The organism is Streptosporangium sp. NPDC002607, from assembly GCF_053592655.1.
The window spans coordinates 94,494-120,271 of record NZ_JBSFWD010000007.1 but is presented as its reverse complement, the minus strand read 5'-3'; the positions used below and the strand labels follow the sequence as shown (position 1 = coordinate 120,271).

Below are 25,778 nucleotides of genomic sequence, written 5' to 3'. Positions count from 1 at the left end.
AACCCATAACCCACGGATCATGGGCACGCGCCCCCGGTTCGACCCTTCAGAGCCGGGGGTGCGTGCGTTTCACCGGGTCACGCGTAGAGGAAGTAATAGCGGTACCGGCCCTCCCACTCGCATGAATAGCCGTCCCACCAGCCCTGGGTGATGCCCTGGGTTCCGATCCGCTCGCACTCCGAGTAGTCCCTGAAGACGCCGGCCAGCCTCTCGGCGTGCGCCGGGGTGGCACCGATCGTCAGCGACACTCCGAAGACCATGACGGCCGAGACGAGAACAGCGCGTACCTTTCGCATTCGTCCTCCTGTGACTGGGGAGATCATGACGGTGGACATTATCACTAACCACGCGCCAGGAAGATCGTCGCGTCCAAATCAGTCGCGGGAAGGAGCTGAAACTTTCACAGCGTTGTCGTGGGGTGGCGCATGTTTCACGGGTGTTTACCGTCGGTAAAGTCGGCATCGCTTCCCGAGTCGCCTGTTCTCGGAGGGTTCCAGCTGCTGTCCAATTCCAGACGTGGCGCCCTCGAAAGACCTCGCAGGTGCGTATCCGACTGCCTGTGCATGCCATGGATGATCTGGACTGTCTTCGCACTATGTGATCCATAAAGTACGATTTACGCCGCCCTTCCTGTTCGATTGGAACGATGTACCGAAAACTTTGACCATCGTCACTTACGTGTCATATCGTCTCCCCGCCCATATCGATGTAAGCCGCGACACTCGAGCAGGACGTTGTTCTCGCAGGCGCTACGGTCGGCGTGCTGATCGCGGCTGCCCCGGCACAGGAGAAGACACGGACGGTCACCGGGGAAGCGGCGATCATCCGACCAACCGGAGTCGCACCATGCAAGCTCGAATCCGCACGGCCATGATTGTCGGCATGGCGATGACCGTGCTGGCCGCCGTCGGTGTGTCAGCAGCCTTCGCGCCGCCGGCTCACGCCACGCAGGTGATCACTGACGTCGCTTACGCGCCCGCACAACCGGCCGGGAGCAGGGGGCATCTGCTGGACCTCTACCTGCCGTCCACCGGCATCACGCCCCGGCCGCTGCTGATCTGGCACAGTGGCTCTGCGTGGACGAGCGACGACGGCAAGACCGGCGCGGACGCGATCGCGGCCATCTTCAACCCTCTGGGCTTCGCCGTGGCCGGCGTCAGCGTCCGGTCCAGCGCTCAAGCGATTTTCCCGGCCCAGGTGCACGACATCAAGGCGGCCGTCCGCTGGCTGCGTGCGAACGCCGCCACGTACCAGCTCGACCCCAATCGCTTCGCGATCATGGGCGACTCCTCGGGCGGCTGGCTGACGGAGATGGCCACCCTGTCCGGCGGCGTGGCGGCGCTGGAGGGCACCGTCGGCACGACCGGCGTCTCCAGCGCCGTGCAGGCAGGACTCGCCTTCTACAGCCCGACCGACTTCCTGCAGATGAACGCACAGAACCTGCCGACCGGCGGGCTTGACCACAACTCTCCCGCCTCCCCGGAATCCCTCCTGGTCGGCTGCCCGATCCAGACCTGCCCGGCCCAAGTGGCCCAGGCCAATCCGATGACCTACGTCGACAGCAACGACCCGCCGCTGATGTTCCTGCACGGCCAGGCCGACTTCCTGGTACCGCACGGGCAGAGCGTCCTGCTCTACAACAGGATCAAGGCTCAGTGCGGCAACGCCACGTTCGTCTCGGTACCCGGAGCGGATCACATGATGCCCCAGATCATGGACCCCGCCCAGTACGGCATGCAGACCGTCCGTACCACCACCGGCTGCGCCGAGACCGTCGGCACCGGCACGTTGAACCCCACCTGGGCCAACTTCGCGACCTTCCTGCGCGGCGGGCTCAAGATGGGCACCTCCTGCGAGGTCGCCTACGCCACCGGCGTCTGGAACGGCGCTTTCAACGGCAGCGTGACCATCAGGAACACCGGCACGACCTCCATCGACGGCTGGACCGTGACGTGGACCTGGTCGGGCAACCAGCAGATCACGACCGCCTGGAACGCCACGGTGACCCAGGCCGGCGCCCAGGTGACCGCCCGCGACGCCGGCCACAACTCCCACATCGGCCCCGGCTCCAGTCAGAGCCTCGGCTTCTCGGCGACCGCCACCGGGACGAACGATATTCCAGCCCAGTTCAAACTCAACAACATCGTCTGCACGAGAGTGCCCGCCTGAGACGACGCGCCGGGCCTGAGCCGAATGGCGACGGCCCGGCACCGTTCTCTCGTCGTCCGGATTCCAAACCATTACATTCGGAGAAACCGCGGCCTGGAGCGGAAAGGCGCATTTCCAAAATTCAACACGTTCCGCTGGATCTTGATCACGGAATGTCGCCGACCTGGCCGCTTGCGTTCATATTGCTTTATCCGATGGTCCGCCCCTATTCTTGCCCCGGACGGCTCGCCGGCCTATTTCCCGTTGTTTTCATTGACCCGCCGGGGGTCGCTTGATATCCCGGGACCCGAAATAAATCGGATAAACCGCCTTCCGATGCCTGAAAGCCGTTGTCCGGGATCATCTATGAGTTAGGGGACGTGTGCGTACATCCAACATGTTTGTCAGGAGTCTCGGCGTCTATGTGCCTGACAGTGTGAGCGTCGAGCAGGCGGTTCGTGAGGGCTGGTACCCGGACGAGGAGGTCGAGAGGTTCCAGCAGATCGGCGCGGCGGTGGCCGGCGACATGCCCGCGCCCGAGATGGCGCGGCTCGCGGTCCTGGACGCGTACGACCGCTGGGGTGAGTCCTCCCCGCGCGATCTCGACCTTCTGCTCTACCCGTCGGTCTGGCACCAGGGCCCGAACGGCTGGCAGCCCCAGCACTACCTGCAGACGCACCTCCTCGGCGGGAACGTGCCGGCGTTCGAGATCCGGAGCGGCTGCGTGGGGATGATCAGCTCGCTCGAACTGGCGGCGAGCTATCTGCAGGCCGACGCGGGCCGGGAGACGGCCATGGTCGTCTCCTCGGACAACCACGGCACCCCGCTGGTGGACCGCTGGCGGATGACCCCCGGGGCGCTGATCGGCGACGCCGCGGCCGCGCTCATCCTCGGCAAGGGGTACGGCATGGCCGAGCTCCTGTCGGTGAACGTGACGGTGATCCCGGAGGCCGACGCGGTCAACGACGGCGCCTACCCCCTGTTCCCTCCGGACGCCACCATCGGCAGAGGGCTGAGCTTCGGAGACCGGCACGAGGAATTCCGCCAGCGGCTGCTCAAAGCGCAGGGAACCGGGATCCACCTGACGATCCAGAAAACGATGATGCAGCAGGTCGAACAGACCCTGGATGAGGCCGGGATCGGACTTGCCGACATCACGCGGGTGGCGTTGCCGCACGGCCGCCGCGAGGACCTGGACGGGCAGATGTCCTGGCTGGGCATCGACGAAGATCAGACGACCTGGGACTACGGGAGGCGCGTGGGCCACTGCGGCGCGGTGGACCAGTTCATCGCCTTCGAGCATCTGATCGCGACCGGCGGGCTGATGGCCGGCGATCACCTGCTCATGGTCGGGTTCGGCTCCGGAACGTCCGTCGCCGCGGCGGCGTTCAGGGTCCTCTCCACCTCTCCCGTCACGGGAGGGGCACGCGCATGACCGAGCTCACGCGAAGGCTGGTCGACTTCATCCAGGAGAACCTCGTCCTGGACGGCGACGACATCAAGGTCGACGAGACGACCCCGCTCCTCGTGTCGGGTCTCCTGGACTCCCTGCGGACGGCGCGGTTGCTGAACTTCCTCCGGAGGGACGTCGGCGTCCCGATCCCCGCCGCGAAGCTCGACCCCGAGAACTTCCGGGACGTCGTGACCATCGTGGCGATGGTCAGAGAACTCGAATCCGTTTAGCCGGGGCAAGGGCAGAGTCATGCAGTGGGCGGACACGTACATCAGCGGAGTGGGAGCCTTCCTCCCCCGGACCGTCGTCAGCGTCGAGAAAGCCGTCGCCAAAGGCTGGTACCCGGCCGAAGAGGCCGAGCTGCACAACCTGGCCGGGGCGGCGGTGGCCGGTGACGTACCGGCTCCGGAGATGGCCCTGCACGCGGCGCGGAGCGCGCTCAAGCGCAGCGGGCGGGCGCCGGCCGACCTGGATCTCCTCCTGTACGCCTCGACGTGGCACCAGGGACCGGACGGCTGGCCCCCGCACTCCTACCTGCAGCGTCATCTCGTCGGCGGGGACGCCCTGGCCACCGAGATCCGGCAGGGCTGCAACGGGATGTTCATCGCCCTGGAACTCGCGGCCGGCTACCTGGACGCCGCTCCCGGCCGGCAGGCCGCCTTGCTGGTCGCCGCCGACAATTACGGCACCCCGCTGATGGACCGGTGGCGGATGGGCCCCGGCTACATCGGCGGGGACGCCGCCAGCGCGCTCGTGCTCACCAAGGAGACAGGTTTCGCGCGCCTGATGTCGGTCTGCACGACGACGGTGACCGAGGCCGAGGAACTGCACCGGGGCAGCGAACCCCTGTTCCCCCCGGGCGTCACGGTCGGGCGCCGGATGAGCTTCGCGGCCAGGAACGAGCAGTTCCGGCAGCAGGTCATGCCCAAGGGCGAGGCCACCGCGGCGCTGTTCAAGATCCAGCGGGCGTTGATGGAGGTCGTCGAGCGCGCGCTGGCCGAGAGCGGGATCGAGGCCCGCGCTCTCGCCCGGGTGGCGTTCATGAACTACTCCGAAGAGATCGTCGAACAGCGGTGCATGGCCATGCTCGACCTGCCCATGTCCCGCTCGACCTGGGACTACGGCCGCACCATCGGCCACTGCGGGGCCAGCGACCAGGTCCTTTCCCTCGACCGCCTGCTCATGACCGGGCAGCTGGGCCCCGGCGACCACATGCTGATGCTCGGCACCGGGCCGGGAGTGACCGTCTCCAGCGCCGTGATCAAGATCATCGAAAATCCTCAATGGGCCTGAATCGAAGGGAAACGAACGCAGATGGTCGACAGTCCGCGCGGAGTCCGGGTGGAACCAGTGGCGGTGGTCGGGATCGGATGCCGCCTTCCCGGCGACGTCCGCTCACCGGACGAGTTCTGGGACCTGCTGCGCGCCGGCCGGAACACGACCCGGCCGCTGCCCGCCGAACGCTGGCGCCGGGATGAGAACCGGAGCCCCGAATACGCCGCCGCGCTGCGCGACGCCGTGCGTCACGGCAGCTTCCTGAGCGACATCGAGGGCTTCGACGCTGAGTTCTTCGGCCTGTCGCCCCGCGAGGCCGAGCTGATGGACCCGCAGCAGCGGATCCTGATGGAGACCGCGTGGGAGGCCCTGGAGAACGCCGGCCTGCCGCCGCACGAGCTGGCCGGCGGCGATGCCGGGGTGTTCGTCGGGGTCTGCACCAACGACTACGGAAGCCGCCTCCTGGAGGACCTGCCCCAGATCGAGGCGTGGACCGGGATCGGCGCCGCGACCTGCGCCGTCGCCAATCGCATCTCCTACTCCCTGGACCTGCGCGGACCCAGCATGGCGATCGACACCGCCTGCTCGGCGTCGCTGGTCGCGCTGCACCTGGCCGCGCAGAGCCTGCGGCTCGGCGAGAGCGACATCGCCCTCGCCGGCGGCGTCAACCTGCTGGTCACCCCGGGCCAGACCGTCACGCTCGGCACAGCCGGGGCCCTGGCCCCTGACGGGCGGTCCAAGTCGTTCGACGCGTCGGCCGACGGCTACGGACGCGGCGAGGGCTGCGGCGTGGTCGTGCTCAAGCGGCTGTCCGACGCGCAGCGCGACGGTGACCGGATCCTCGCGCTCGTCATCGGCAGCGCCGTGAACCAGGACGGGCACACCAACGGCATCATGGCGCCGTGCGGGGAGGCTCAGGAACACGTGATGATCCGGGCCTGCCGGCAGGCGGGCGTCGCGCCGTCCACCGTCGACTACATCGAGGCGCACGGCACCGGGACCCGGCTTGGCGACCCGCTCGAGGCGGGGGCGCTCTCCTCCGTGTACGGCACGCGGCGGTCCCCCGGCGACCCGTGCCTCATCGGCTCGGTCAAGTCCAACATCGGTCACCTCGAAGGCGCCGCCGGCATCGCCGGCGTCATCAAGGCGGTGCTCGCCCTCGACCGCGGTGAGATCCCCCCGAGCGTGCTGACCACCCTGAACCCGGCCATCCCGTGGGAGGCCTCGGGTCTCCGCGTGGTGACCGAACGATCAGCCTGGCCGGAGCGCGACCACCCCCGCCGGGCGGGCGTCTCCAGCTTCGGGTACGGCGGCACGGTCGCGCACATCGTGCTCGAGCAGGCTCCTCCGGCCCAGGAGGCGCCCCGGGGCGAGGGGACCGGGGAGCGGCTGTTCCCGCTGTCGGCCGCGTCGGAGCAGGCTCTGCGGCAGTACGCGGGCAAGCTCGCCGATCACCTCGGGAAAGGGCTCGACCTGGCGTCGGCGGGGCACACGCTGGCGCTCCGGCGCACCCATCTGGCCCGTCGCGCCGTCGTGATCGGGGCGGACGGGGACGAGCTGGCGGCCAACCTGCGCAGGCTCGCGGAGGACGTGCCGGCCGAGGCCGTCCTCACCGGTGACGTGCTGCCCGAGCTCGGTCCCGGGCCGGTCTGGGTCTTCTCCGGGCAGGGCTGCCAGTGGCGCGGGATGGGGCGGGAGCTGCTCGCCGTGCCGGAGTTCGCGTCCCTGGTCGACGAGGTGGAGCCGATCTTCGTCGAGGAGATCGGCTTCTCTCCCCGGCAGGTCCTGGCCGACGGCGATCTCGACACCATCGACCGCGTGCAAACCATGATCTTCGTGATGCAGCTGGGCCTCGCCAGGCTCTGGAACGCTTACGGGGTCGCTCCGAAGGCCGTCATCGGCCACTCCGTCGGCGAGATCGCGGCGGCGGTGACGGCCGGCGCGATGACCGTCGCCGACGGCGCCCGCCTGATCTGCCGCCGCTCCCGGCTGCTGCGCCAGGCCGAGGGCAAGGGGGCCATGGTGATGGTCGACTTGTCCTTCGAGGAGGCGGCGGAGAGGCTGGCCGGCCGTACCGACCTGGTGGCCGCGATCTCGTCGGCACCCGGCTCCACCGTGCTGTCCGGCGACGTCGCCGCGGTCGAGGCGGTGGTGAACGAGTGGCCGGCCGAGGGCATCGTGGTGCGGCGGGTGGCGTCGGATGTCGCCTTCCACAGCCCGCACATGGAGCCGCTGGCCGTCGAACTGGCCGCCGCCACCGCCGATCTCTCGTTCGGGGCGCCTCGCATCCCCATGTACACGACCGCGCTGGCGGACCCCCGGTCGACGCCCGTCCTGGACAGCGCGTACTGGGCGGCGAACCTCCGGGACCCCGTGCGGCTGGCCGCGGCGACGACGGCCGCGGCGCAGGACGGCTACCGCGTGTTCCTGGAGATCTCCCCCCACCCCGTGGTCGCGCACTCAGTGACCGAGACGCTCGCGGAGAACGGGTTCGAGGACGTGTTCGTCGGCACGTCACTGCGCCGGAACCAGCCGGAGTCGCCGACCTTCCTCATCGCGCTGGGCACGGCGCACTGTCACGGCGTCGATGTGGACTGGAGCCGGCTGCAGCCGTCCGGCGGCCTGGCCGATCTGCCGCCGTACGCCTGGCAGCACCGCCGCCACTGGCGCGAAGCGTACACCGAGGACGACAACCGAGGGCACGACGTGCACTCCCACGCCCTGCTCGGAGCCGGGACCAGCCTCGCGGGCAGCCGGACCCGGGTGTGGCGGACCAGCTTGGAGGACGCCAACCGGCCCTACCCGGGCAGCCACGCCCTCAACGGGGTCGAGATCGTGCCCGCCGCCGTGCTGGTCAACACGTTCCTGCACGCGGTCGAGGACGAGGACGTCACGCTCACCGACGTGGAGATGATGCATCCGCTGATGACCGCGGAACGCAGGCAGATCCAGGTCGTGCACGAGCCTCCAGTGGTACGGCTCGCGGCCCGTACACCGGCCGGCCCCGACGAGCCCGAACCCGCCTGGCTGGTGCACGTCACCGCGGACGTGGCTGCTCCGGGCCAGGTGAAACCCGACGTGCTGCCGGACGCCGGCGCTCTCACCCCGATCGATCCCGGGTTCGTGCACAAGCGGCTGGCCACCGTCGGCGTGCCCTCGACGGGCTTCGACTGGACGATCGAGACGCTGCTGAGCGGAGACGGCGTGCTGCGGGCCACGGTCCGCACCGAGGAACCGGGGAGCTGGGCGCCGGCGCTGGACGCGGCGATGTCCGTGGCGCCCTGCGTGTTCCCCGGCGATCCGGTGCTGCGCATGGTCGTGCACATCGACGAGATGGTGCTGACCGGCACGCCACCCTCGACGGTGATCATCAACGCGGCCGTGGACCCGGCCGCCGACGACACCGTTCGGGCGCTCCTGGCCGATGTGGACGGCCGGGTGGTGGGACACCTTACGGGACTCCGCTATCCGGTGATCGACGCGCCCGCCTCGGCCGAGGAGGATCTCCGGGGGCCCGCGGAGGCGTTCGCCGGCCTGGCGCCCGAGGACCTGCGCGAGCGCGTCCTGCCCGAGATCCGCGCGGAGATCGCGGCCGTGATGAGGCTGGCCCCCGAGGACCTGGCGACCCGGCGTCCCCTTGTCGAGCAGGGGCTGGACTCGGTGATGACCGTCATGGTCCGGCGGCGCCTGGAGAAGCGCTTCGGCTGCCGTCTCCCCGCGACCCTGCTGTGGCAGCAGCCCACCATCTCCGCGATCGCGGACCACCTAGTGGGGCTTCTCACGACTCCGAGACCGGACGCGGCGGCGGAGACCGTTCCCGGGAGCATGCCCGCGATCGGGGGCTGAGGCCGCCGGAGGAAGGCCGAGCGAGCATGGTCAGGGTCACGTACCACCACCAGGCCGGATAGAGCCGGACCTGGCAACGCCACTCCTTCGGCGCCGTTGCCGCAGGAGTGGCGCCCCCAGCACGGGGCCGGATTGTTGGGCAGACTTGTCATGACCTATATCGACAAGTCTGGCGAGGTGACGTGACAGAGGCCGGCCCTCACCGACTTCGCGATCTTCTCGGACACCGGCGGCAGGCCGCGGCGGCCGCGCTGCTGGGAATGCTCCTGCTGCTGAGCGCCTCGGTGCCGACCCTGCCGGTCGCCCTCAACCGGATCACCGCCATCGCGTACGCGATCGAGGCCGGATGGCACCAACCCGGCTGGAAGGGCGGCGGGATCCCGTACTCCTGGGGCGGCGGTCACGGCGAGAGGCCTGGCCCCTCCCTCGGCACCTGCCAGGGCTACACGGGGGCGATCCGGCCCTGCCCGGCCACCCGGACCCTCGGCCTGGACTGCTCCGGTCTCACCCGCTGGGTCTACCATCTCGCCTACGGGCGCGACGTGCTGGGGCCCGGCAACACCGACGACCACGTGAAGCGACTCAAGAGGGTCCCCGCCGCCGTGGCCAGGCCGGGAGACCTCGTCTTCTACGGCAAGATCGGCAAGCGTAAGGTCAGCACCCATCATGTCGGCGTCTACGTCGGCCAGGGCAAGATGATCAATGCACGGAGGACCGGGACCGAGGTGCGGATCGATCGCGTCGCGGCCCTCGACGACCTCGCCGGCTACTTCCGCTACGCGGGAGCCCTCTGAGGTGCCTCGAAAGCGGGATGCCGCGAAGATGAGGTGCCGCGGAAACCGCGTGGCAGGAACACCCGGGATCCCGCACCGGGAAAGACATATCAACCGTAGGAGAGACATGCGTCTGGGCGTCATGTTCGATCGCGACCTTCCCCCCGAGTCGCTCATCCCCTTCTGCCGCCATCTGGACGCGGCCGAGGTGGACGACGTCTGGGTGGTGGAGGATCTCGGCTGGACCGGGGCGATCTCGTCGGCGGCCACCGCGCTCGCCGTCACCGAGCACCTGCGGGTGGGCATCGGGATCACCCCGGCGCCGCTGCGCAACCCCGCCCTGCTGGCCATGGAGCTGGGCAACCTGGCCCGCCTGCACCCGGGCCGGCTCGCGGCCGGCATCGGGCACGGCGTCCAGGACTGGATGCGCCAGGTGGGCGCACTCGCGCCCTCCCCGCTGGCACTGCTGGAGGAGACGATCACGGCGGTACGCGAGCTGCTGCGCGGTGAGACGGTCACCCTGGAGGGCAAGGCCGTACGGCTCGACGGGGTGCGCCTGGTGCATCCCCCCACCGTCGTGCCGCCGCTGCTGGCCGGGGTGCTGCGGCCCCGCTCGCTGGAACTGTCGGGACGGGTGGCGCAGGGCACGATCCTGCCCGAGGGGGTCGGTTCCGGGAAGATCGAGGAGGCCCTCACGCTGACCGGCGGGGGCGATCACGAGCTGGTGGTCTTCGTCAACCTCTACATCGGCGACGACGCCGCGACGGTCACCGCGCTGGCCGAGGGTTCCGCCGAGTTCCTGAAGGTCGCCCCGGACGAGGTGGTGATGGCGGTGGGTTCCGCCGAGGAGGCCGCCGACCAGGTCAGGTCACTGTGGGAGGCGGGTGCCCGCACCGTCGTGGTCCGCCCGTTCGGACCCGACCCGCTCCCCCAGGTCGACCTGCTGCTGGCCGAGCTCCGCTAGGTGGGTCGCCCCGGGCACCGGACAGCGGCACGGCCAGGGCTAGGAGCGGTTGCCCCGGACGCCGGTCAGGCGGCGCAGCACGTCCCACCAGAACGAGGCGCCGAACAGCAGCGCCACCATGGTGAGCAGGTAACCCGGCCAGTGGCCGGGGGTGACGAGCCGATCCCACCAGGCTCCGCCGTTCCAGTGAAAGGAAGGATCGTCGGAGCCGTCGGGCGGGATCGTGATGCTCACGATCGCGTGGTCGAAGATCTTGACCAGCGCCGGGGAGCTGAGGGACTCGGTCACGCACTGGTACGGCTCGGCGAGACCGCTCCCTGCTCCCGCGCACTTGTCCTTCAGCGCGGCGTACCCCTCCCCGCCGCCGCCCGCGATGGCGGCCACCCCGGCGCGGTAGGCGTTGTCGCGCAGCAGGGTCTTGCCGTACTCCAGCGCGTCCATGCTGAACAGCAGGGTCAGCACCAGACCCAGCGCGAACACCACCCACCTGACGTAGCGGGCGTAGAGGGTGGACAGGCGCTGCATCTCCCCGTTGAACCAGTCCTCGACGCCCTGCCGGAACTTCTGCGCGTCCCGCTGGGCACCCTGCCAGACGCCCTTGAGATGGCCCGCGAGCGGGCTGCGGATGGCCTCCAGCTTGGCGAGCAGGCCGTCGACCCCACCCTCCTCCGCGGCGACCAGCTCCATGACGGCACCGGAGAACCGCTCGGGCGGGATGTTCGCGATGCTGGTGCGGGTGCCCTTGGGGTGGTCGATCTCCTGGAGCCGTTCGTACAGCCGCGCGGTCATGTCGACCGCCGGCGTGGGCGGCTCCGCGCGGTCCTCGGCTGCGGGCCCACCGACGCCCGTCTCGTCGGATCCGATCTCCTCGGCGGTCTTTCCCGCGATGCCCTCCGGGGCGATCCCTTCGGCGATCTCCTCCGAGACCTTCTCCTCGGCGTTCTCGGTGGCCAGGACCGTGGCGGAGTCGACCCGCATCGGCTCGACCACGGCGGGCGCCGGATCGGGGCTGTGCGCCGGGCGCGGATCGTTACCGGAGAAGGGCAGCTTCGCGAAGACGTCGGCCACCTTCGACGGGATCCACGATCTGCCGTCCTCTGATGAGCCGTCCAGGGTGTCCCTGAGATAGGCCCAGAGGAACTTGCTGCGGATCCCGAGCAGCCGGACGATGGCCTCGTTGATCCCGCTCACCAGGAGCGACAGGAGCAGGAAGGCCAGGATCAGGCCGATGGCCAGATCAATGTAAACCGATATCAAAAGGATCACCCGGACCGTTGATACACGCCCGCCCCCGGCGGCGCAACGAGATCACCAAAACGGGTCGGTTTTCGTGACGATCCAGGTCGGGTGACAGGCATCCACTCCACCCCGGGGGGTGGGTCGCCGCCTCCTCGCGCGTGGCCGGAACAGGTGCCGGTCCCATCCGGCCGCGAGAACGGTCAGCCCTCGTAGAAGACGCGATCCACGACCCGGCGGGCCCGGCGGGTGGCTCGGCGGTAGTCGTCCACGAAGTCCTCCGTACCGTCGGGCGGGTAGCCGAGGGCGCGGGCGATGAGCATGCGCTCGCGGACGTCCACCGGGATCGTGTCCGAGGCCCGGCCCCGGACCACGACGATGGCGTCGCGGATGCGGGAGGCGAACCGCCATGCCTCGGCGAGCATCGCCTCGTCGGCCTCCGCGAGCAGGCCCTCGGCGACCGCCGCGCCCAGGGCCTCCAGGGTGCGGGTGGTCCGCAGCGCCGGGAGGCGCCCGGCGTGGCGGAGCTGGATGAGCTGGGCCACCCACTCCACGTCGGACAGCCCGCCGGGGCCGAGCTTGGTGTGCAGGGCGGGATCGGTGCCGCGCGGGAGCCGTTCGGCCTCCATCCGGGCCTTGAGCCTGCGGATCTCCAGCACCGCCGCCTCGGAGATGCCCTCGGGCGGATAGCGCAGCGGGTCGGCCAGGTGCAGCAGGCCGACCCCGAGCTCGGCGTCCCCGGCGGAGAAGCGGGCGCGCAGCAGCGCCTGCGACTCCCACGGCGAGGACCACCGCTCGTAGTAGGCAGCGTACGAGGCCAGGGTGCGGACCAGCGGCCCGGCCTTGCCCTCGGGGCGCAGGCCGGGGTCGATGAGCAGCGGCGGGTCGGGGGCGGGCAGGGCCAGCAGCCGGCGCAGCTCGTTGGCCACCTCGAACGCCATCTCGGTGGCCTCGCGCTCGGCCATCCCCGCCAGCGGAGAGTGCACGAACATCACGTCGGCGTCACTGCCGTAGGAGGACTCGATCCCGCCCAGGCGACCCATCGCGATCACCGCGAACCTGGTGCCCAGCGGGGTGCGGCGTTCCATCTCGACCTTGTCGATCGCGGCGTCGAGCGCGGCCTGGATCGTCACGTCGTTGAGCCCGGACAGCGTCTGGCCGACCTCCTCGATGTCGATGAGCCCGGCGAGGTCGGCGACGGCGGTGCGGAGCAGTTCCCTGCGGCGCAGCCCCCGGACCGCGGCCACCGCGCCCTCGGCGTCCCCCGGATGGCGGGCGACCACGGTCCGCGCCTCCGACAGCAGCGCCTCGGCGGGCCTGGGGGCCAGCTCGGTGTCCGAGCCGAGCATCGCGACCGACTCCGGTGCGTTCATCAGCAGTCCCGTCACGTAGCGACTGGTACCGAGCATCCGGGCCAGCTGCGAGGCCACCGCGGTCTCGTCGCGCAGCAGTCGCAGGTACCACGGGGTGGAGCCGAGCTTGTCGGAGACCTGACGGAAGCCGAGCAGGCCGGCGTCGGGGTCGGGGGCGTCGGCGAACCAGCCGAGCATGACCGGAAGGAGAGTGCGCTGGATCGCGGCACGGCGGGAGACGCCCGTGGTCAGCGCGCTGATGTGGCGTAGCGCCCCGGCCGGGTCGGTGTAGCCGAGCGCCTCCAGGCGGGCCTTGGCCGCGGCGGTGGAGAGCCGGTCCTCGGACTCGGGCAGCCGGGCCACCGCCTGCAACAGCGGCCGGTAGAACAGCTTCTCGTGCAGGCGCCGTGCCTCCATGGCGTGCCGCCGCCACCTGGTGGTGAACTCTCCCACCGGGTCGGCGGTCATGCCCAGGCTCCTGCCGAGGCGGCGCAGGTCGGCGTTGCCATCGGGCACCACATGCGTGCGGCGGAGCCGGTGCAGCTGGATGAGGTGCTCGACCTGGCGCAGGAAGGTGTACGCCTCGGCGAGGGCCTTGGCATCGTCCCTGCCCACGTAGCCGCCGCGGGAGAGGGCGGCGAGCGCGGGAAGCGTGGCACGGCGGCGCAGCAGCGGGTCGAGACGGCCGTGGACGAGCTGGAGCAGCTGCACCGCGAACTCGATGTCGCGCAGCCCGCCCGGCCCGAGCTTGAGCTGGCGCTCGGCCTCGCCGCCGCGGACGTGCTCCTCCACCCGGCGGCGCATGGCCTGCACGTCCTCGACGAACTTGTCCCGGGTGGCGGCCTGCCAGACCATCTCGTTCACCGCGGCGACGTACTGCTCTCCGAGTTCGGTGTCACCCGCGATCGGCCGTGCCTTCAGCAGTGCCTGAAACTCCCACGTCTTGGCCCAGCGCCGGTAGTAGGCCAGGTGGCTGGCGAGGGTGCGGACCAGCGGCCCGGCCTTGCCCTCGGGGCGCAGCGCCGCGTCGACCTCCCACAGCGCCCCTTCCGGGGTACTGGTCGAACAGGCGCGCATCATGCCCTGGGCCAGCCGGGTGGCGAGCTTGATGGCCCCGTGCTCGTCGAGGGAGTCGTCGGCCCCCTCTCTCGGCTCGGCCACGAAGACGACGTCGACGTCGCTGATGTAGTTGAGCTCGCGTGCCCCGCACTTGCCCATGCCGATGACGGCCAACCGCACCGCCCCCGCCTCCGGGTGCTCCGATCTGGCGACGGCGAGCCCCGCCTCCAGCGCGGCCCCGGCCAGGTCGGACAGCTCGGCGGTCACCTCCGACAGCGAGACGGCCCCGGCGACGTCGCGCGCGGCGAGGTGGAGCAGGCGGCCCCGGTAGGCGACGCGCAGCGCCGAGAGGGTGGCGGTGGAGGCGTCGGCGGCCCTCGGCTCGGGGTCGTCGGGCTCGGCGCCGACCGCGAGCAGCAGCTCCGCGCGGAGCTCCCCCTCGCCCGGGCGCTCCATCGCCGACACCCCGCAGAGCAGGCGCCAGTGCTCCGGGTGCCTGACGACATGGTCGCCGAGCGCGGCGCTGACGCCGAAGACGCCGAGCAACCGGGCACGCAGCCCGGAATCCGATCGGAGCGCTCCAAGAACGCTGGGGTCCTGCTCGGCCAGCCGGTTCAGCGAGGTGAGCGCCAGGTCGGGATCGGCCGTGGCGACCAGCGAGGTCAGCAGGTCGATGTCTCCGAAGGCCTCCGGCCCCAATTCGTCGAGCAGCCGCTCGGCCCTGGCCCCGTCGGCGAAGCCGAGCCTGGCCAGACGCCCGGCAGTCGTCTGCATCCGGGGCACGGTCTCCACCGACCCTCCATGGTCCTCGATCACAGGCACGGGTGCCCTTCCTCAATCCTTACCCCGAGCGATCAAAGGTGCACGCCCCTCACGGTCGCGTCGGCCTCGGCGCGCACCTCGGGCATTCGGAGCGTCGCCGCACAGGCTAATCCTGAAACTGTGCGGCGTCGTTAGCGGATTCGGAACGTAATCGCTCAGTCACGCGGTTTGGACGGCGGTGGCGAATCGCTCGGCGAGCGGCCTCCAGGCGGCGACGAGCCGCTCTCTGGCCTCCTTCACCTGCGTGTTGAGCTCCTCGACCGGGTGGCCCAGGTCGGTCAGGCGGTCGGCCGAGCCGGCCGTCCAGCCGGCGAAGATCTCCGGGGTGGCCTCGGGGTGGAACTGCACCGCCCAGGCGTTCTCCCCCAGCCGGTAGGCCTGGTTGGGGTAGGGGTCGCCGGTGGCCAGCGGCACCGCGCCCGCGGGGAGCCGCGTGATCGCGTCGCGGTGGTACTGGATGGCGGGAGCGGGGGCGAGGCCGGTGAACAGCGGGTCCGCCCCGGCGGCCGGCAGCGGGACGACCTCGGTCGCGCCCACCTCCAGCCCGTGCTCTCCGCGCTCGACGGCGCCACCGCAGGCGAGCGTCATGAGCTGGGCTCCCAGGCAGATCCCCAGGGTGGGCACGCCCGCCTCGACACAGCCGCGGATCAGGTCTCGGGTGGCGGGCAGCCAGGGGTACTGCTCGTCCTCCCAGGCCGCCGCCTCGCCGCCGAGGACGATCAGCCCGCCGGCGGCCCGCTCGGGCACGGCCTCGCCCAGGTAGGGCCGGACGACCTCGCAGGCGACCCCGGCTCCGGACAGCCATTCGGCGAGGAACCCGAGGCCCGCATCCGCCTCGTGCTCGATGACGGTAATTCTCATACGGCAATTATGGGCTCAAACAGGCACAAGAGCGGACGTAAGAAACCGGAGAACCGCCGCCCCTGAGCGGAGCACCCGCCGCCGTCACGCTCTCGGTGACCTGACCGGATCCAGATACATTGCCGAAGGGCCGCGTTCCCCCCTTCGCCGGAAGCAGGCGGAGGTCTCCAGTTCCAAGGAGTGCCATGAATCCCGTCCTGAGTGATGTCGAGGTCCCCGGCGGCGCGCTGCGCGTCGCCAGGTTCGGAACCGGGCCGCGCGTGATCGTGGCCGTGCACGGCATCACCGCCTCGCTCATGTCCTGGACCGGCGTCGCCCGCAGACTGCCCGCCGAATGGTCGCTGGTCGCGATGGACCTGCGCGGCCGTGGCCACAGCGCCGGGCTCCCCGGCCCGTACGGCCTGGCCGGGCACGCCGAGGACGTGAACCTCGTCGCCCGGTCCGTGGGCGCGGAGTCCGACATCGTGCTCACCGGCCACTCGATGGGCGCCTACGTCACCGCGCTCGCCGCGGCGGGCCACGACTACGCCAAGGTGGTGCTGGTCGACGGCGGGCTCCCGCTGCCGATGCCTCCCGGCGCGGACCCCGACGCGGTCATCGAGGCCACGCTCGGGCCCGCCATCGCCCGGCTGGCCCAGACCTTCCCGAGCGTCGACGCGTACGTGGACTTCTTCAAGGCCCACCCGGCCTTCGTCGGCGCGTGGACCGAGGAGGCGGAGGAGTACGTCCGCTACGACGCCTCGGGGCCGGAAGGCGCGGTGCGCTCGCGGGCGCGGCAGGAGCCGGTCCGCGAGGACGGCCGGTGGATGCTCACCGAGGGCGAGGCGATCGGTGCCGCGCTGCGGGCGATCACCTCGCCCCTGTCACTGCTGCGCGCCCCGAGGGGGCTGCTGAACCAGCCGGTCGGCATGTTGCCCGACGAGCTCGCCGCCGAGTGGACCGCGCGGGTGCCCTCGCTGAAGGACGAGGTGGTCGAGGACTGCAACCACTACACGATCCTCTTCGACGACCGCTGCGCCTCGCTGATCGCCGATCATCTCACCCGTTGACCGCAGGGAACGACGGGCACCCGTACCAGGCACTGCCCGGCCGATCCCGCCGTGGCGAGGATCGGTCGAGCGGGGCCTGGTAAGGCGGCCGCGGGCAAAGGACCCAGGGGGCAGGACCTAGGCGGGAGCGATCCAAACGGCCTTGGCGGCGGCGACCAGGGTGCCGTCGACCTCGTAGATGGCGCTCTCCCCGAAGAGCTTGCGTCCCTCGCGGCCGCTGGCGCGGGCGACGACGGAGTAGGTGCCGCCGGGATAGATCCGGCGGTGCAGCCGCGCGGTCAGCCGGCCGAGCAGGGCGAACTCGCCCGGCTGGAAGTGCGCCCAGCCGGTGGGGCAGTCGAGGGCGGCCCAGACGATCGCGTCGGGGACGGCGCCGTCCTCGTCGGTGACGGTCATCGGGACCCGCCAGCCGGCGGCGATCAGGCCGGTGCCGGACACCGGGCCGGGGAAGATCCGCAGGCCGTCGCCGGGATCGCGCAGACCACACGCGAAGCAGCCGGGGAAGGCGTGTTCGACGAGGCCGGCGAAGCCGCCCTCGGCCCGCGCCGCCTCGTTGAAGGGCACGAAGGCCGGTACGTCGAACTCCTCGGTGACCGTGATGGCCTCGACGAGGAGCCTCTCACCGTCGGTGAGGGTCGTGGTGTTGGCGAGGTGGCGCAGGGACAGCTCGGTATCCAGTGGCGTGGGCGCGTGCAGCGTGACCTCGACAGCCGAGTCGTGCCGGGCGCCGTGCAACGCCTCGGAGACCGTGCCCGCGATCCATCCGCCGTTCGCGGAGCCCTCGGGGCCGCGGAAACGCGCCGGAACGGTCAGCACGGTCTGCAGCTCGGCAGCCGTCGTCATGCCGCACCTCCTGTCGCCTTTTATGGCGATTAATCCTCAAAAATAACGGTATTCGGACTAGCCGATTTTACCGGACTGCTTGTACATACAGCCAACTCGGGGTCGATGACGCCTCGATTAGCAGCGGGTAACACCGGTATGACGTTCGGCGGGCGGCGTCGGATTACCCGCCTCCGCGGCGTGTCGGCACGCCGCCGGCAACGACCGTGCGGCACGGTCCGCGCGGTCGTTCCAGGCACGACGGGAGCCCACGACGCCCGCCGTGCCGGCAACGCGGAAGCGGCTAGAGAACCGGCAGGTAGCGGCCGAGCTCGAACTCGGTGACCTGGCGGCGGTATTCGTTCCACTCGGCGCGCTTGTTGCGCAGGAAGTAGTCGAAGACGTGCTCGCCGAGGGTCTCGGCGACGAGCTCGCTGCGCTCCATGACCGCGATGGCCTCGTCCAGCGACTGGGGCAGCGGCTGGATGCCCAGCGCCCTGCGCTCGACCGAGGTCAGCGCCCAGACATCGTCCTCGGCTCCGGGGGGCATCTCGTACCCCTCCTCGATTCCCTTCAGACCGGCCGCCAGGATCACGGCGAAGGCCAGGTAGGGGTTACAGGCGGAGTCGAGCGAGCGGAACTCGATGCGGGTCGAGCCGCCCTTGTGCGGCTTGTACATCGGCACCCGGACCAGGGCCGAGCGGTTGTTGTGGCCCCAGGAGATGTAGCTCGGGGCCTCGCCGCCGGCTCCGGCGATCGCCTCGGCGCCGCCCCAGAGCCGCTTGTAGGAGTTGACCCACTGGTTGCAGACCGCGGTGATCTCGGCGGCGTGCGCCAGCAGGCCACCTATGAAGGAGCGGCCGATCTTGGAGAGCTGGTAGTCGGCGCCCGGCTCGTAGAAGGCGTTACGGTCGCCCTCGAAGAGCGACATGTGGGTGTGCATGCCGGAGCCGGGATGCTCGGTGAAGGGCTTGGGCATGAAACTCGCCCAGATGCCCTGCTCCAGCGCGACCTCCTTCATGACCAGGCGGAAGGTCATGATGTTGTCGGCGGTGGTGAGCGCGTCGGCGTAGCGCAGGTCGATCTCCTGCTGGCCCGGACCGCCCTCGTGGTGGCTGTACTCGACGGAGATGCCCATCGACTCCAGCATCATGATCGCGTTACGCCGGAAGTCGTGGCCGGAGCTGTGCGGGGTGTGGTCGAAGTAGCCGCCGCCGTCGATCGGCTCGGGCCGCTCACTGCCCTCCGGCCGGTTCTTCAGCAGGAAGAACTCGATCTCCGGGTGGGTGTAGAAACTGAAGCCCATGTCGGAGGCCTTCGACAGGGTGCGCTTGAGCACCCAGCGCGGGTCCGCGTGCGAAGGCGAGCCGTCCGGCATGAGGATGTCGCAGAACATCCGGGCCGCCCCCGGCGTCTCGCTGCGCCACGGAAGGATCTGGAAGGTCGACGGGTCGGGCTTGGCGAGCATGTCCGACTCGTAGACCCGGGCGAAGCCCTCGATCGCCGAACCGTCGAAGCCGATGCCCTCGGCGAAGGCTCCCTCAAGTTCGGCCGGGGCGATGGCCACCGACTTCAGGAACCCGAGCACATCGGTGAACCACAGCCGGATGAACCGGATGTCGCGCTCCTCAAGGGTGCGGAGAACGAACTCCTGCTGGCGGTCCAAGGCTTCTCCTTCATTGCTGACGTGCTGCGACACGCCTGGTGGTCTATCAGTTTGCCCGCTAAGTGTTTCGCACACGTTACGAGGAAGAACAGTGAGATGCGCGTCGCGCCTCCGCTCGACAGACCCCGTCTCCTCTTACAGTGTGCGACCGGAGCCGCTGGAAGTTCGATCCGGGGGGGAAACGATGATGCGCACTGAAGTTCACGAACCACCGTACGCGGTCTCGTCACCGGTCAGGCTCACCGAACGCCTCGCGGCATTGACGATGCCCTGCCCCGTCCACCCGTCGATACACCTGGTCGAGGCCGCCGCGTCCGACTGGGCCCACGCGGCCGGGCTGACCCCCGACCCCGCCGCCTCCTGGCTGGCCGGGCGGGCTTTCGCCCGCTGCGAAACCCGCGCGGTCACGCTGCTCGCCCGCTGGCTGACCTGGGAGGCACGCCTGCGCGAGGAGCCTGCGGCGCTCACCTCGGTCCTCGCCGTGGCCGCGGGCGGCGAGCCGGGCACGGCACCGCTGACGCGGGCCTTCGCCGGTCTCTGGGGAGCGTGCGCCCCCCGGATGAGTGACGCGTGGCGCGAGCGCTTCACCGCCGGACTGGCCGCCGGCGCGCATCCGGCCGGCGAGCACGCGAACGCCTTCGGCCGCCGGCTGCTGGACCTGGTGGAGCCCTGCTACGGGGTGGAGGTGCCCGCCCCGGTACGGCGGAGCCCGCGCTGGCGGGCGCTCGTCGAGGCGAGCGGCGACGTGACCACCTGGTGCGCGGAGGCGGCGGCCGAACACGACGGCGCGAGAGGCGCCTTTCTGGAACGCTCCAACCGGATGGCGGAGGAGTGGGTGATCGACCGCGTAGCCACCCGGATGGAGGAGCTGTGGACGGCGGCCCGCGCGATCCCGGCGCTCACCGAGCGGCACGATCTCGGCTTCGCCGCCTCCCGGGAGGTGACGCGGGTGGCATGTGCTTTCTTGACCATTCCGAGGGCTTATCTGGAGTGGCTCCTGGAAACACCCCGCTATCGTCACTTAGGGTAACAGTTCGAGTTCATCAAGTGACGACGGAGTAAACGATGAGCACCAGGCTCCTCAATCGCAAGCTTGACCGTGCCTTCGAGCACATGGACGTCGACGGCAGCGGATCGATCGAGCGCGAGGACCTTCTCGGCCTCGGAGCCCGGATCCTCGTCGGCTTCGGTGAGTCGCCGACCTCCCCGGCCGGCAGCAGGCTCGCCCAGGGCTTCGAGGGGATCTGGCGGACACTGGCCGCGGAGATCGACACCGACGGCGACCGGGCGATCTCCCCGGAGGAGTTCCGCGCCGGCATGACCTCAGCGTTCGTCGAGGGCGACCGGTTCGACGCGGTCTTCGGACCCGCGGCCGAGGCGGTGGCCTGGCTGTGCGACACCGACGGCGACGGCGCCGTCGGGCTGGACGAGTTCTGGGTCATGATGGCCGCGTTCGGCACCTCCCGCGAGGACGTGACGGCCGCCTTCGAGCGGCTCGACGGCGACGGCGACGGCGCGGTGTCCGTGGGCGAACTGGTCGAGGCGACCCGGCAGTTCTACACGGGCACCGATCCGGACGTGGCCGGCAACTGGCTGTTCGGTCCGCTGTAGTGGCTCTCACCCCAACGTTCGGCGATCCCCTGACCTTTCCCCGACCCCACTCACAACCCTTGTCGCACTCCCTGCACCCGTCCCCCTCACCCGTCACGCGTCCCTTCGCCGCCCCGCCCCCCGGGACCGCGGGATGCCCGAAGCCGCCACCCCCCTCCGGGGTGGCCGCGGCTTCGCTGCTCCCCCTCGCCGAACTCGTACCGGCGATGTCGGCACCGTGCCGGATGCATCCCTCGGTCGACCTGATCGGCGCCGAGCTCACCGGCTGGGCCCGCGAGGCCGGGCTGGAGGCTCCCCCGCGCGCCGGGTTCGAGCGGATGGCGGGCCGGGCCTTCGCCGGGTTCGGCGTGGAGGCGGCGCTGCTGTTCGCCAAATGGCTGACCTGGCTGTTCCACTTCGACGACGAGTGGGACGAGAAGCCCGCCGGGCGCGCGGCCGAGATCGTGGAGGCCACCTTCGCCAGGCTCGACCTCGTCGCGCGCGCTCCCGTCCACGCCTCCTCGCCCGTCGAGATCGCCTTCGCCGACCTCTGGGAGATCACCGCGGGGCGGATGAGCACCCGGTGGCGGCACCGATTCCTGGCGGGGCTGGCTGCGCAGGGCGAGGCATGCCGCACCGAGGCCGAGAACCGGTGCGCGGGCCGGGTGCCCTCCCCCGCGGAGTATCCGCGGCTGCGGCGGGGCACCGCGGGCCCCTACCTGTTCGACCTGGTGGAGCCCTGCCTGGGGGTGGAGGTGCCCGCGGGACTGCGCGAGAGCACGACCTGGCGGACGCTGGTGGACGCCTGCAACGACGTCACCGCGTGGTGCAACGACGTCGCCTCGCATCACAAGGAGCGGGCCAACGGTGACGTGCACAACTATGTGACGGTCGCCGCGACCGCGTTCGGGCTCTCCGACGGCGCCGCCGTCACCTGGGTGAACGACCGGATCGCCGCCCGCGCCGAGGACCTGCGGATCTCCGCGCGCCGGCTGCCGGCGCTGTTCGACCGGTTCGAGCTGTCGATCGGCCAGGCCAGGGAGGTCAGCAAGGTCGCGTGCGCGTTCCTCGCGGCGCCGAGAGCACAGTTGGAATGGCTCCTGGAGTCCAGCCGGTACGACGTGCCGTGACCGGCCCGCTCCCACCCGGGCGGGCCCACCCGGGCGAGCCCGCCCGGGTGGGAGCGTGTCCTGCCCCAAGCCCCGCCGGCGATCGGACCGGCTCTAGGGCTCCGTACGAGATACGCCCTGCTTTGATCGCTTATTGATTGGGTTGCGCCTCAAGCCGGTTAAAGTCCTTCCAAGTACCAAATGAAGGGCCTGAACCACCATGCGCGGGCTGAACCTGTTGATCCAAAGGGTGACGCCTGTCCGGGGGCGGGTCGCGGCGGTGCTGATCACCAGCGCGTCCGTCGCGATGGTGTGCGTCAACGTCTGGGCCACGGCGCTGCTCCCACAGCCCTCCTACACGCCGCTGCCGTTCGCGCCGGAGGACGTGGCCGGCACCGCGTTCCCCATCCTCGGAGCGCTGCTGGTGTTCCAGCGGCCCCGGCTGGTCATCGGCTGGCTACTCTGCCTGGGCGGGCTGTTCTCCGCGCTGAACAGCCTCACCATGAACCTCGCCCTCCTGGGCGCGGCACGGGAGTGGGCGGTTCCGTCCGAGGCCATCTGGACGCTCGCGGGGTTGAACTGGAGACTGACCATCCTGTTCCTGGTCGTGCTGCTGCCGCTGCTCTACCCGGACGGAAGGCTGCCCTCCCCGCGCTGGCGGCCACTGATCTGGGCCTCGGTCGCCCTCCTGGCGCTCGACGTACTCGTCACGGACTTCATGTCCTTGCCGGGGAGAGGGGACACGTACCCCCTCAGGTTCTCCCTGGACATGCTCACCAACGCGGTGATCCTCCTGGCCTTCGCCTCGCTGGCCATGCGGTTTCGGCGGGCGGACGCCGAAGAGCGCAGGCAGATCCTGTGGCCGCTGGTCGCGATCGCCACGATCGTCGTCCCCTGGGTGCTCGGCAACCCGGTGTGGTGGCTGGCGTCGTTCACGATCCCGCTGGTCCCGCTCGCGATCACCTTCTCGGTACTGCGGTACCGCCTCTACGGGATCGACACGCTGATCACCAGGACTCTGGTCGGCGCGGGCCTGGTCGGCGTGATCGGCGGGGTGTACGTGGCGGTGGGTACCGCCTCCAGCCTGTTCCTGTCGGACGTGGACCGGATCGGCGGCCTGGTCGCCGCGCTCTGCGCGGGGGCGTTCTTCCACCCGATACGGCAGGTGCTCCAGCGCGGCGCCGATCGCCTGCTCTACGGCAGCAAGGGCGACCCGGTGACGCTGGCCGCCGAACTCGGGCGCAGGCTGCAGCACACCGATCCGGCGGGCGGGCTGACCGCCGCCCTGGAGGTGCTGCGCGACGGTCTGGCCGTCACCGGTACGGGCGTGCGCTTTTCCGGCGGCTGGCCCGAGGAGGCGACGGCGGGGACACTGGAGGAGGTGGCGCGCGACATCCGGCTCGTGTGGCACGGCGAGCCTGTCGGCCGCCTGCTCATCGGCCCGCCGGGGGCCAGGCGCCTGCCGGCCACGCACAACGAGCGGGTCATCGCCGTGCTCACGCCGTACGTGGCGGACGCGGCCCACGCGGTCCGGCTGGTCGGCGCGCTGCGGCGTTCCCGGGAGCGGATCGTCACCACCCGCGAGGAGGAACGCCGCCGCCTCCGCCGTGACCTGCACGACGGCCTCGGCCAGTCACTCAGCGGGATGGCGATGTCCATCAACGCGGCCAGGCACTCCCTGCGCGTCTCCCCCGAGACGGCCGAGCGTATGCTCAGCGAGCTGCGATCCGGCATGGACAGCGTCACCAGCGACATCAGGCACCTGGTGTACGGCCTGCGACCGCCCACCCTCGACGAGCTGGGCCTGGCCGGCGCGCTGGCGGAGATGGCGGGCCCCGGCGTCACCGTGGAGGTCAGGGGCGAGCTGTCGGGGCTGCCCGCCGCCACCGAGGTGGCCGCGTACCGGATCGCACAGGAGGCACTGACCAACGCCCGCAAGCACGCCGGTGCCGCGACGGTGCGGCTGTCGCTGGAACGCGGCGAGGACTCCTTGAGCATCCGGGTGCACGACGACGGGATCGGCATTCCCGCGGAGCGTCGCGCGGGGATCGGGCTGGCCTCGATGCGCGAGCGGGCCGCCGAACTCGGCGGGACATGCATGATCACGGCACCGCCCGAGGGGGGCACCACGGTCGAAGCTGTTCTTCCGGTGAACTTGAATGTGGAGATGTGACCACCGATGATTTCTTACAGCCTGCGAACGATGGTGAGTATTGCCCTATGACGTTGGCCCAGGTAGCTCTAGCCTTACGCCTGCAATGCTGACATTTCGTGCTCTCGGACCGTTCCAGGCGCGCCACGACGGCACGCTGCTCGATCTCGGCGGCCAGCGCCAGATGGCGGTGCTGGCCCGGCTCCTCGTAGCCGGTGGCCGCGCCGTCCCGGTGACCATGCTGATCGACGAGCTGTGGCCGGGTGAGCCTCCGACCCAGGCCCTGTCGACCATCCAGGGATACGTGTCGCGGCTGCGGCGCGCCCTGGAACCCGGCCGCGCGCCGCGGGAGGAGGCCGAGGTACTGGTCTCCGCCCCGCCGGGCTACGCGCTGCGCGCCTCAGCGGACCAGGTGGACTCCTGGATGTTCGAGAGCGCGGTCAAGGCCGGTGGCGAACCCGCCGAGGTGTGGGGGCGCCTGGAGACCGCCCTCGCGCTCTGGCGTGGTCCGGCCCTGGCCGAGTTCTCCGACCTGCCGTGGGCGGTGGCCGAGGCGGGCCGGTTGGAGGAGTTGCGGCTGATCGCGGTCGAACGCCGCGCCGACGCGGGACTCCTCCTCGGTCACTCCGGTGCCCTGGTCGCCGACCTGGAGGCGCACGCCTCGGCGCACCCGCTGCGGGAGGAGGCCTGGCGGCTGCTCGCGCTGGCCCTGTACCGCAACGGCAGGCAGGGGGACGCGCTGGGAGCGCTCCGACGGGCCAGGGGGATGCTCCGCGACGAGCTCGGCCTCGACCTCGGCGCCGCCCTGCAACGCCTGGAGTCCGACATGCTGGCCCAGGCCGTTCACCTCGACCCGCCCGCGGAGCCGGTCGCCGCGCGCACGGCGGAACCGGCGGCACCGCGCCCGACGGCCACCGAGGAGCGGGCGCGGGCGCTGCCCGGGCTGCGCATCGTGGTGGTGGACGACCAGGCACTGGTCCGCACCGGCCTGCGCGTGGTGCTGGACAGCGAGCCCGGCTTCGAGCTCGTCGGGGAGGCGGAGAACGGCGAGCAGGCGATCGCCGTGGTCCGGGAGACCGCTCCGGACCTGGTGCTGATGGACATCCAGATGCCCAGGCTGGACGGGCTGACCGCCGCGCGACGGATTCTGGCCGATGAGGCACCGCCGAAGGTCGTCATGATGACCACCTTCGGCACGGACGACAACCTCTACGCGGCGCTGCGCGCGGGGGTGAGCGGGTTCGTCCTCAAGACGTCGGCGCCCGAGCAGCTCATCACCGCGATACGAGCCGCGCAGGCAGGGGACGCGTTGATCGACCCCGCCGTCACCACCCGCCTGATCGCGGCCTTCGCCGGGCGCACCAACCCGTCCGCGCCACCCGGCCTGGCCGGTCTCGGGGACGCGGACCTCGACCTGATGAAGCTGGTCGCCAGGGGGCTGACCAACCGGCAGATCGCGGCGACCCTCGCGGTCTCCGAACGGTCGGTCTCACAGTCGGTGATCAAGCTGCTGGACCACCTCGGGCTGTTCGACCGGGCCCAGCTCGTCGTCACCGCGTACGAGTCCGGGCTGGTCAACCCCGGCGACGTGGGCAGATAGC

At 70.7% G+C, this 25,778-nt stretch carries 19 protein-coding genes; 13 read left to right on the top strand and 6 right to left on the bottom strand.

Annotated elements, in window-relative coordinates:
* Positions 1–77: 77 nt before the first annotated feature.
* Positions 78–296, bottom strand: coding sequence for a hypothetical protein (locus ACWD3H_RS10600; RefSeq protein ID WP_355552152.1), 219 nt, complete (start codon positions 294–296; stop codon positions 78–80).
* Positions 297–882: 586 nt separating this feature from the next.
* Here ACWD3H_RS10600 and ACWD3H_RS10595 point away from each other — a divergent pair.
* The 7 genes from ACWD3H_RS10595 to ACWD3H_RS10565 all read left to right on the top strand — a co-directional run bounded on the left by ACWD3H_RS10595 (position 883) and on the right by ACWD3H_RS10565 (position 10,459).
* A complete protein-coding gene (locus ACWD3H_RS10595) occupies positions 883–2,169 on the top strand; it encodes a cellulose binding domain-containing protein (protein WP_355552155.1) in 1,287 nt (428 codons plus the stop codon).
* Between the two features lie 403 nt (positions 2,170–2,572).
* Entirely contained in the window at positions 2,573–3,583 is a 1,011-nt protein-coding gene (locus ACWD3H_RS10590; protein ID WP_451954757.1) for a ketoacyl-ACP synthase III family protein, read from the top strand.
* Positions 3,580–3,831, top strand: a complete 252-nt coding sequence (locus tag ACWD3H_RS10585; protein WP_355552161.1) for an acyl carrier protein — start codon at positions 3,580–3,582, stop codon at positions 3,829–3,831. Before ACWD3H_RS10590 ends, ACWD3H_RS10585 begins: the two co-directional genes overlap by 4 nt.
* A 19-nt stretch (positions 3,832–3,850) precedes the next feature.
* Complete coding sequence (locus tag ACWD3H_RS10580) at positions 3,851–4,894, top strand: ketoacyl-ACP synthase III family protein (protein WP_355552164.1); 1,044 nt, start codon at positions 3,851–3,853, stop codon at positions 4,892–4,894.
* Between the two features lie 48 nt (positions 4,895–4,942).
* Complete coding sequence (locus ACWD3H_RS10575) at positions 4,943–8,722, top strand: type I polyketide synthase (RefSeq protein ID WP_451954756.1); 3,780 nt, start codon at positions 4,943–4,945, stop codon at positions 8,720–8,722.
* Between the two features lie 182 nt (positions 8,723–8,904).
* Positions 8,905–9,516 carry a C40 family peptidase gene (locus ACWD3H_RS10570; RefSeq protein ID WP_451954755.1) on the top strand — a complete coding sequence of 204 codons (612 nt, stop codon included), beginning with the start codon at positions 8,905–8,907 and terminating at the stop codon, positions 9,514–9,516.
* Between the two features lie 106 nt (positions 9,517–9,622).
* A complete protein-coding gene (locus tag ACWD3H_RS10565; protein WP_451954754.1) occupies positions 9,623–10,459 on the top strand; it encodes an LLM class flavin-dependent oxidoreductase in 837 nt (278 codons plus the stop codon).
* 39 nt (positions 10,460–10,498) lie between these two features.
* Here ACWD3H_RS10565 and ACWD3H_RS10560 read toward each other — a convergent pair whose 3' ends face one another.
* The 3 genes from ACWD3H_RS10560 to ACWD3H_RS10550 all read right to left on the bottom strand — a co-directional run bounded on the left by ACWD3H_RS10560 (position 10,499) and on the right by ACWD3H_RS10550 (position 15,789).
* Positions 10,499–11,725 carry a hypothetical protein gene (locus ACWD3H_RS10560; RefSeq protein WP_451954753.1) on the bottom strand — a complete coding sequence of 409 codons (1,227 nt, stop codon included), beginning with the start codon at positions 11,723–11,725 and terminating at the stop codon, positions 10,499–10,501.
* Between the two features lie 173 nt (positions 11,726–11,898).
* Positions 11,899–14,880 carry a bifunctional [glutamine synthetase] adenylyltransferase/[glutamine synthetase]-adenylyl-L-tyrosine phosphorylase gene (locus ACWD3H_RS10555; RefSeq protein ID WP_451954861.1) on the bottom strand — a complete coding sequence of 994 codons (2,982 nt, stop codon included), beginning with the start codon at positions 14,878–14,880 and terminating at the stop codon, positions 11,899–11,901.
* 207 nt (positions 14,881–15,087) lie between these two features.
* Complete coding sequence (locus ACWD3H_RS10550) at positions 15,088–15,789, bottom strand: type 1 glutamine amidotransferase (RefSeq protein ID WP_355552179.1); 702 nt, start codon at positions 15,787–15,789, stop codon at positions 15,088–15,090.
* A 185-nt stretch (positions 15,790–15,974) separates the two neighbouring features.
* On the opposite strand from ACWD3H_RS10550, the gene ACWD3H_RS10545 reads away from it, so the two are divergent.
* Positions 15,975–16,838, top strand: a complete 864-nt coding sequence (locus tag ACWD3H_RS10545; protein ID WP_355552182.1) for an alpha/beta hydrolase — start codon at positions 15,975–15,977, stop codon at positions 16,836–16,838.
* Between the two features lie 117 nt (positions 16,839–16,955).
* Here the strand turns inward: ACWD3H_RS10545 and ACWD3H_RS10540 are convergent, their stop codons facing one another.
* Positions 16,956–17,681 (bottom strand): hypothetical protein, encoded by a 726-nt coding sequence (locus ACWD3H_RS10540; protein ID WP_355552185.1) that lies wholly within the window; start codon positions 17,679–17,681, stop codon positions 16,956–16,958.
* A gap of 283 nt (positions 17,682–17,964) precedes the next feature.
* The gene (locus ACWD3H_RS10535; RefSeq protein ID WP_355552188.1) at positions 17,965–19,326 is read right to left on the bottom strand and encodes a glutamine synthetase family protein; all 1,362 of its coding nucleotides are present in this window, start codon (positions 19,324–19,326) and stop codon (positions 17,965–17,967) included.
* Between the two features lie 184 nt (positions 19,327–19,510).
* Here ACWD3H_RS10535 and ACWD3H_RS10530 point away from each other — a divergent pair, with 184 nt between their 5' ends.
* From ACWD3H_RS10530 to ACWD3H_RS10510, 5 genes are all read left to right on the top strand, one after another.
* Positions 19,511–20,356, top strand: coding sequence for a terpene synthase family protein (locus tag ACWD3H_RS10530; RefSeq protein ID WP_451954752.1), 846 nt, complete (start codon positions 19,511–19,513; stop codon positions 20,354–20,356).
* Between the two features lie 35 nt (positions 20,357–20,391).
* The gene (locus tag ACWD3H_RS10525) at positions 20,392–20,937 is read left to right on the top strand and encodes an EF-hand domain-containing protein (protein ID WP_451954751.1); all 546 of its coding nucleotides are present in this window, start codon (positions 20,392–20,394) and stop codon (positions 20,935–20,937) included.
* 161 nt (positions 20,938–21,098) lie between these two features.
* Positions 21,099–22,046: a terpene synthase family protein gene (locus ACWD3H_RS10520; RefSeq protein ID WP_451954750.1), complete on the top strand. Its 948-nt coding sequence runs from the start codon at positions 21,099–21,101 to the stop codon at positions 22,044–22,046.
* Between the two features lie 229 nt (positions 22,047–22,275).
* A complete protein-coding gene (locus ACWD3H_RS10515) occupies positions 22,276–24,198 on the top strand; it encodes a sensor histidine kinase (protein ID WP_451954749.1) in 1,923 nt (640 codons plus the stop codon).
* Positions 24,199–24,283: 85 nt separating this feature from the next.
* A complete protein-coding gene (locus ACWD3H_RS10510) occupies positions 24,284–25,777 on the top strand; it encodes a BTAD domain-containing putative transcriptional regulator (protein ID WP_451954748.1) in 1,494 nt (497 codons plus the stop codon).
* The last annotated feature ends 1 nt before the right edge of the window (position 25,778 follow it).

Bases quoted from the DNA above. Each gene is read 5' to 3' on its own strand.
- ACWD3H_RS10540 (WP_355552185.1), bottom strand. From the start codon at position 17,681: ATGACGACGGCTGCCGAGCTGCAGACCGTGCTGACCGTTCCGGCGCGT.
- ACWD3H_RS10510 (WP_451954748.1), top strand. From the start codon at position 24,284: ATGCTGACATTTCGTGCTCTCGGACCGTTCCAGGCGCGCCACGACGGC.
- ACWD3H_RS10600 (WP_355552152.1), bottom strand. From the start codon at position 296: ATGCGAAAGGTACGCGCTGTTCTCGTCTCGGCCGTCATGGTCTTCGGA.
- ACWD3H_RS10530 (WP_451954752.1), top strand. From the start codon at position 19,511: ATGATGCGCACTGAAGTTCACGAACCACCGTACGCGGTCTCGTCACCG.
- ACWD3H_RS10565 (WP_451954754.1), top strand. From the start codon at position 9,623: ATGCGTCTGGGCGTCATGTTCGATCGCGACCTTCCCCCCGAGTCGCTC.
- ACWD3H_RS10525 (WP_451954751.1), top strand. From the start codon at position 20,392: ATGAGCACCAGGCTCCTCAATCGCAAGCTTGACCGTGCCTTCGAGCAC.
- ACWD3H_RS10580 (WP_355552164.1), top strand. From the start codon at position 3,851: ATGCAGTGGGCGGACACGTACATCAGCGGAGTGGGAGCCTTCCTCCCC.
- ACWD3H_RS10585 (WP_355552161.1), top strand. From the start codon at position 3,580: ATGACCGAGCTCACGCGAAGGCTGGTCGACTTCATCCAGGAGAACCTC.
- ACWD3H_RS10545 (WP_355552182.1), top strand. From the start codon at position 15,975: ATGAATCCCGTCCTGAGTGATGTCGAGGTCCCCGGCGGCGCGCTGCGC.
- ACWD3H_RS10550 (WP_355552179.1), bottom strand. From the start codon at position 15,789: ATGAGAATTACCGTCATCGAGCACGAGGCGGATGCGGGCCTCGGGTTC.
- ACWD3H_RS10595 (WP_355552155.1), top strand. From the start codon at position 883: ATGGCGATGACCGTGCTGGCCGCCGTCGGTGTGTCAGCAGCCTTCGCG.
- ACWD3H_RS10555 (WP_451954861.1), bottom strand. From the start codon at position 14,880: ATGCAGACGACTGCCGGGCGTCTGGCCAGGCTCGGCTTCGCCGACGGG.